Genomic DNA, 6,605 nt, shown 5'->3' with positions numbered 1-6,605 from the left:
GCTCTGGCGCGGACTGATTGGCGCGCTGGCGCCGGCATAGTAGGGCGTATCGCGCTCGAAGAAGCTGATCGACCAGCCAAGCGGCGCCAGCGCGCCAATCAGTCCGCGCCAGAGCGTGGCGTGTCCGTTGCCCCACGAGGATGTGACGGTGAGGCCGAAAATGACCATGCGCATCGGTTGCCGCTCCCGTCAGGCGATTTCATTCAAACGGACCAGCTTGGACCCCCAGTCGCCGTGGACGACCGTAGTGATGGAGGCCGGCGCGATGTCGAAGCGGAAGCAATCGCCGAGCGGCAGGCCGAGGATCGCGCAGACAGCCGCCTTGATGACATCGGCATGGCTGACAAGTGCGATGCACTGACCTTGTCCATTCTCGCGCAGCGCGTCCATCAGGCCGATCATCCTGTGCTGCACGTCCAGCATGGTCTCGCCGCTCGGCGTGCGGGCGCTCTGGCGCTGGTCGTTCCAAAGCCGCCAGCTTGCGTCGCCGTTCAGTTCCTCGAAGGTCTTGCCGGACCACTCGCCGAAGTCGATCTCGTCGAGTTCCTTGCAGATCGCGATCTTCTCGATCTCGCAAGCGATGGCGATCGGCTTCGCTGTTTCCAGCGTCCGTTCGCGCGGACTGCTCAAGATCGCGGCGAGCGGCTCCCGCGCCATCCGCCGCGCGAGATGCAGCGCTTGCGCCTGGCCGGCTTCGCCCAGGCGAACGCCTTCGAGCCGCCCGGCCAGGTACGAGCCGACATGATCATGCGCCGCGTGGCGGATGAGAAAGAAGGTGGTGGTCATTCGGCAGCGTCCAGCATCGGCTCGTCATTGCCGGCGATGAAGGCGAGCGTGCGCAGGCGCGCCTCTGCGTCGGTGAACTGCTCCGGCGGCGACTTCATGAAGTAGCTGCTGGGGCCCGTGAGCGCGCCGGCAATACCGCGGTCGAGGGCAAGCTTAGCGCAGCGGACGGCGTCGATGACGACGCCAGCCGAATTGGGCGAATCCCAAACCTCCAGCTTCAGCTCGGCATTGAGCGGCACGCCGCCGAAAGTGGTGCCTTCGACGCGGATATAGGCCCATTTGCGATCGGTCAGCCACGGGACATGGTCGCTGGGTCCGACATGGATGTTGCCGGCTTCGAGCGGAACGTCGATCTGGCTGGTGACGGACTGCGTCTTCGAAATCTTCTTCGATTCCAGCCGCTCGCGCTCGAGCATATTAAGGAAATCGGTGTTGCCGCCGAAGTTGAGCTGATAGGTGCGATCGATGCGCACGCCGCGCTCGCGGAACAGATTGGCGAGCAGCCGGTGCACGATGGTTGCGCCGACCTGGCTCTTGATGTCATCGCCGAGCAGGGGAAGGCCGCGCTCCTCGAAGCGTTGGCGCCATTCCGGCCGCGAAGCGATGAAGACAGGGATGCAATTGACGAAGGCGCAGCCAGCATCGAGCGCGCATTCTGCGTAGAAGTGTGCAGCGGCTTCGGAGCCCACCGGAAGATAGCATATGAGCACCTCGGTCGCGCTTTCCTTGAGCCGTGCGGTTACGTCTGCGACCGGTTCATCTGACTCTTCGATCTCATCGCGTAGATATTTGCCGATGCCGTCGAGCGTTGGGCCGCGATCCACGCGAACTCCGATTGGAGCAACATCGGCGAAACGGAAGGTGTTGTTGGGCGCGGTGTAGATCGCTTCCGCCACATCGCGCCCAACCTTGTTTTCCGCAACATCGAAGGCGCAGACCACCTCGACATCGTCAACATGGTAGCCGCCGAGATCGGCATGCATCAGTCCGGGGATCGGCTCATTGCCGTTGGCGTGGCGATAGTAGGAGAGACCTTGCACAAGCGATGATGCGCAATTGCCTACGCCGACGATGCCGATACGAACTTTCTTCGATGTCACGAAACCACGGCCTCTTTGGTTGGAGGTAAGTTCCTCGGCGCCGAACCGGGAGCGGCCGCGAATGTTCCTTCGCGCCGCGAAAAATTGCCGAGCCTGATTGCGGATCAAAGAGGCTCCGCTTCGCGTTGGCGACCAGACAGCAGGCAGGAGCCGTATGATCGTCTTCGGCGACCACAAGCGAACGCATAGCGCAGAGCAGCTCAGGAAGGCTGTCCTGGCCGAGGCTGAAGCGATTGGCGATCTGCTTGCCGGCATCGAACGTCATGCCGCTCTGGTCGATCTTTTCGTCACTGCCTCTGAACTCTTCCAGGGCCTTGCCGATGCGGAATTCGACACCAGAGGCGCCGACGGCAGTTCGTCGAGGCAGAAGCTGGGGTCGGAAATCCTCGTCGAGCTGTCGCGGGAAGTGCTGCGGTCCTGGCAGCAGGGATTTGCCCGAAAAGGATCGCTCGATGCATCGCTGCTTGCAAAGCTTGCCGCCATCGACTGCGGCAGCGCAATAACCACCGGTCCGGCTGAAGGCTATGCGCTGTACGCCCTCTACCCGGAAACCTATCTGCTTGGGGCACTGCAGTCCGGCCTCGACGCAAACACCTGCGTCATCGGCATCCGCAGCATCGGGCTTGGCCTCGCGGCGATGGTCGCCGCCGCGCTGCATGCGCCGCCGCCAATCAGCGTGCGGCCGATCGGCCATCCGTTTTGCCGGCACATAAGCGCGGCGCCCGAACTCCTCGGCTCTTGGCGCGACAGACCGCGAGCCGAATTTGCCATTGTCGATGAAGGTCCGGGCCTCTCCGGCAGCTCCTTTCATGCTGTCATTGTCTGGCTGCGCCGGCAGGGCATCGACCAGGAGCGCATTCATCTGTTCCCGAGCCATCGCGGCGGGCCCGGCGCGCAGGCTGATGCCGCGACCGTCGCCGCCTTGTCGCAGTGCCAAAGCCATGTCGCGGGCTTTGAAGATGTCTTTGACGGCGCGGTTGCCCCCGGGCTGCGGGACTGGCTAGGACATCTGCTCGGCAAGGCCGATGTTGAGCTTCAGGAAATCTCCGGCGGCGCATGGCGCGACTATCTTTCTGTGCCGACCGGCGCCTGGCCGCCTGCATTCCCGGCGTTCGAGCGACGCAAATTCATGGCCACGTCTGGCGGCGAGCGTTGGCTGGTCAAGTTCGCAGGTCTTGGCGAGACAGGACGGCGCAAGCTGCGTACGGCCAAGGCACTGCACGAAGCGGGCTTTGGCGCTCAGCCTGCCGGACTCTGCCACGGTTTCCTGGTCGAGGGCTGGATCGATGCCGACAGGCTGGACCGGGCAGCGCTGGCAAGGGATCTGCTGATCGAATGGCTTGGGCGTTACCTCGGCTGGCGCACCGCCAGCCTACAGACCGACGAGACAGGCGCGTCGCTGGACCAGCTCGCGCGCATGGCGGTGCAAAACTGCGAGGAAGCGCTGGGGGAGAAACTGGCGCACGCCTTGCAGAGCTGGTTTGCCCGCCAGCCGTCACCAGGTCCAACGCGCCGGGTCGAGATCGACGGACGGCTGCATGCTTGGGAGTTTCTGGTTCGTCCGGACGGAACCCTGCTCAAGACGGACACTATCGACCATTGCCGATCGCACGATCTTATCGGCTGCCAGGGGATAGAATGGGACGTTGCCGGCGCACGGGTCGAACACGACCTGTCGGCCGCCGAGCTTTCGACGCTGGTGGGCTGCATCGAGCAGGCGACATCGATCGACAGAGCTTTGGTCGACTATTTGGAGCCCTGCTATCTCGCGTTTCAGCTTGGCCTCTGGACGATTGCAGGGCAGTCGACTGACGAGGAAGAGCGGATGCGGTCGACGCGCGCAGTCGAACGTTACAAAGCCGGACTTGTCCGGCTTCTGGTCTGTTGAAAGCCAAGCCCGCTGGGTCAGTCGAGCCTGCGCAGCATATCGGCTTCCTGCTCCAGTATGCTTGCCACTTCTTCCCGTCGCAGATGCGTCATCATCAGGCTGACGCAACACTCGAGATAGGTGATGGAAGCTCTTCGCAGGAACGCGGCGGTTTCCGCCGCCGCCATCTTGTCGATGTCGTTGACTGATCGCTTCGGCTTCACAGCTCGTCCTCCATCGCGGTTGTCATGCCCAACCGCGATGTCGGGTGGTTGTTCCGCCCCGGTGAAAAGATGCCGCTGCTTCAGAGCTGCAGGTTCTGCAGCTTCCCCCCACCCGCCCTGTCGATTGCAGCGACCGGCGCGATCGCCAGCTCGTCCATCCCTGAAAAGTGGACGATCGTCTGCAGCAGGCCTTGCCTGAGAGGCACCTCGGGCGACCAGCCGAGAAGCGCCTTTGCGCGGCCTATGTCGGGGCGCCGGCGGCGCGGGTCGTCCTCAGGCAGAGGCAGGAACTTCACCGGCGATCTGGTGCCGGTCAGCTCGCGTACCAGTCTTGCCAGTTCGAGGATCGAAAACTCCCCGGGATTGCCGAGATTGACCGGTTGGCGCGGATTGGGATCGACATCCATCAGCCGGCGCAAACCCTCGACCAGATCGGTGACATAGCAGAAGGAGCGGGTCTGCCGGCCATCGCCGAAGATCGTCAGCGGCCGCTTCTCGATCGCCTGCATGACCAGATTGGAAACGATACGGCCGTCGGCGGGGTCCATCCTCGGCCCATAGGTGTTGAAGATGCGCGCGACCCGAATATCCGCCATCTCCGCGCGCAGATAATCGAAGCAGAGTGTTTCGGCGGCGCGCTTGCCCTCGTCGTAGCAGGCCCGCGGTCCGGTGCAGTTGACGTGGCCGACATAGTCCTCACGCTGCGGATGCTGTTCCGGATCGCCATAGACTTCGCTGGTCGATGCCTGCAGGAAGCGTGCGCCGTTGCTGGCGGCGAGTTCCAGAAGATTGAGGGTCCCGATCACACAGGTGCGCGTCGTATGGATCGGGTCGGCCTGATAGCGAGGCGGCGAGGCCGCGCAGGCCAGATTGAAAACGCGATCGACAGGTTCACCGAGGTCCAGCGGGGCGCAAACGTCCTGCTCGATCAGCCGAAAGCGCGCCTGGCCAACCAACGAGCTGATATTCTCCATTCTGCCGGTGAGGAAATTGTCGACGCAGATCACGCGATAGCCGTCACGCAGCAGCGCCTCGCATAAATGCGAACCGAGGAAACCGGCACCGCCGGCAACAAGCGCGGTCCTTCTTTGTTCAGCCCTTTTTGATCGCCGCATATCGATGGTCTCCTGTCTGCCGTTCATGCCGCACTTTCGACGTCCAGATCGACCGCCGGACGCGTCCCCACCGACGGCGTCAGCGCCGAAACGAATTCACGTGCCCTTGCCATGGCGGTATGTCTTGAAAGCACCGCCTCGCGCGCCAGTCTGGCCATGTCGAGCCTTGCCCGCTCGGATTTGGCGCTGAGGATCTCCTCGACATTTGCGGCAAAGGCTGCCGTCTCGATCGCCGGTCCCGGGAAGAAATCGTCGAGCCCGGGCCAGCGGTCGCTTATGATGGGAGTGCCGCAGGCTGCGGCCTCGAAAAGCCGCACGCTGGGCGACCATCCGGCCGCGATCATCGACGCTCGCGTAAGGTTCAGCGTATAGCGCTGGCGGCTGTAGAAGGCGGCATGTCCAGAAGGCGGCAGGTGCTCGATCCGCTCGACATTGTCCGGCCAAGCGATGTCAGAGGGATATTGCGAGCCGGCGACGACGAAGCGGCGGTCGGGCAGGCGTCGCGCAGGCTCCAAAAGCAGCGCTTCCAATGAGGGCTGCCGGTCGGCGCTATAAGTGCCAAGATAGCCAAGGTCCCATTCGATGGCGTGTCTGGTGCGACGATGCCGCGTTGGATCGACGGAGCAGTAGAGCGCCTCCGCCCGGCGCGCGCCGAACTCGGACTCCAGCCGCTCCAGCGTCGGTCCGCCGGTGAAGGAGAAGTAGACGTCGAAATAGGGAATCTGCCTGCGGGCAAGATAGTCGCAATCGTCATCGGCAACCCGCGCCAGCGTCACCGGTGTGTCGATGTCGTAAAAGCAGAACTGCCCCGTGCAGAGCGAAGCAAGATCGTCGATGATCACCCTGCCTTCCGGCACGAAGGAGCCTATCACCACTGCATCGGCGCGCTGCAGGTCCCGCCGGTGGTTTCGGCGCAGCTCCGAGACTGTCTCGTAGTAGCGCAAGTCGCAGAAATCGGGATCGCGCAGGTCCCGATGATGCGCGTACCAGGAGACGTCGCGTTCCAGGAAGCTGACGCGATGGCCGAGTTCGTTGAGCGCACGCAGCAATCCGCGGAAAGTCGTCGCATGGCCGTTGCCCCAGGACGAAGACAGGGAGAGCCCAAGGAAAACGATGTCGAGCGGTTTCGTCATTCCGCAGCCTCCATTGCGCGGCGCTCGAAATGCGCCTTGAAGATGTCGTCCACCAGCCGAGCCCTCAGCGTGTAGGTATGCTCGGCCAGAACGCGCCGCAGCGCTGCCGCGCCGATCGCCTTCGCCCGCTGCGGCGTCAGGGTGCGCATGATCTCGGCGACATCGGCGCCGTCGCGGGCGACCAGGATCTCTTCGCCGGGGGTCAGGAACAACTCGATGCCAAGCCAGGCGTCGGTCAGGAGGCACGCGCCGGCCCCCGCCGCCTCGAAGACACGGGTCGCGGGCGAAAACCCGTTGGCCGCCATGCTGTCGCGGCTGATGTTGAGCACGGCCTTCGGCGTGACGTTGAAGGCGTTGTGATCGCTGGTGCTGACATGCCC

The 6,605-nt window shown here is 63.6% G+C and carries 8 protein-coding genes; 1 reads left to right on the top strand and 7 read right to left on the bottom strand.

The genetic code is table 11. From position 1 onward, the window contains the following. Positions 1 to 189 precede the first annotated feature (189 nt). From EOA28_RS20300 to EOA28_RS40330, 3 genes are read right to left on the bottom strand one after another with little or no spacing between them, the layout of a single operon-like run. On the bottom strand, positions 190 to 786 hold the full coding sequence (locus tag EOA28_RS20300; protein WP_126079201.1) for a histidine phosphatase family protein: 597 nt from the start codon (positions 784 to 786) through the stop codon (positions 190 to 192). Continuing rightward, entirely contained in the window at positions 783 to 1,886 is a 1,104-nt protein-coding gene (locus EOA28_RS20295; RefSeq protein ID WP_127251280.1) for an inositol-3-phosphate synthase, read from the bottom strand. The genes EOA28_RS20300 and EOA28_RS20295 overlap by 4 nt, the downstream gene beginning before the upstream one ends. Then, entirely contained in the window at positions 1,786 to 2,544 is a 759-nt protein-coding gene (locus tag EOA28_RS40330; protein ID WP_245501566.1) for a hypothetical protein, read from the bottom strand. Before EOA28_RS40330 ends, EOA28_RS20295 begins: the two co-directional genes overlap by 101 nt. On the opposite strand from EOA28_RS40330, the gene EOA28_RS20290 reads away from it, so the two are divergent. Continuing rightward, complete coding sequence (locus tag EOA28_RS20290) at positions 2,524 to 3,774, top strand: hypothetical protein (RefSeq protein WP_245501565.1); 1,251 nt, start codon at positions 2,524 to 2,526, stop codon at positions 3,772 to 3,774. The two genes, EOA28_RS40330 and EOA28_RS20290, sit on opposite strands and share 21 nt — an antisense overlap. Positions 3,775 to 3,791: 17 nt before the next feature. Here the strand turns inward: EOA28_RS20290 and EOA28_RS20285 are convergent, their stop codons facing one another. The 4 genes from EOA28_RS20285 to EOA28_RS20270 form a co-directional block, all read right to left on the bottom strand. Further along, positions 3,792 to 3,977 (bottom strand): hypothetical protein, encoded by a 186-nt coding sequence (locus EOA28_RS20285; protein ID WP_127251282.1) that lies wholly within the window; start codon positions 3,975 to 3,977, stop codon positions 3,792 to 3,794. 80 nt (positions 3,978 to 4,057) lie between these two features. Further along, complete coding sequence (locus EOA28_RS20280; protein ID WP_127251293.1) at positions 4,058 to 5,092, bottom strand: UDP-glucuronic acid decarboxylase family protein; 1,035 nt, start codon at positions 5,090 to 5,092, stop codon at positions 4,058 to 4,060. 23 nt (positions 5,093 to 5,115) lie between these two features. After that, positions 5,116 to 6,225: a glycosyltransferase gene (locus EOA28_RS20275; RefSeq protein ID WP_127251283.1), complete on the bottom strand. Its 1,110-nt coding sequence runs from the start codon at positions 6,223 to 6,225 to the stop codon at positions 5,116 to 5,118. Then, on the bottom strand, positions 6,222 to 6,605 hold a 384-nt coding region (locus tag EOA28_RS20270), incomplete at its 5' end, for a glycosyltransferase (protein ID WP_148670774.1). The genes EOA28_RS20275 and EOA28_RS20270, both read right to left, overlap by 4 nt.

The sequence above is a fragment of the Mesorhizobium sp. M2A.F.Ca.ET.067.02.1.1 genome, from assembly GCF_004023285.1.
GTDB lineage: Bacteria > Pseudomonadota > Alphaproteobacteria > Rhizobiales > Rhizobiaceae > Mesorhizobium.
Note: the sequence above shows the minus strand (reverse complement) of the source record. Positions and strands in the feature narration are given on the sequence as shown.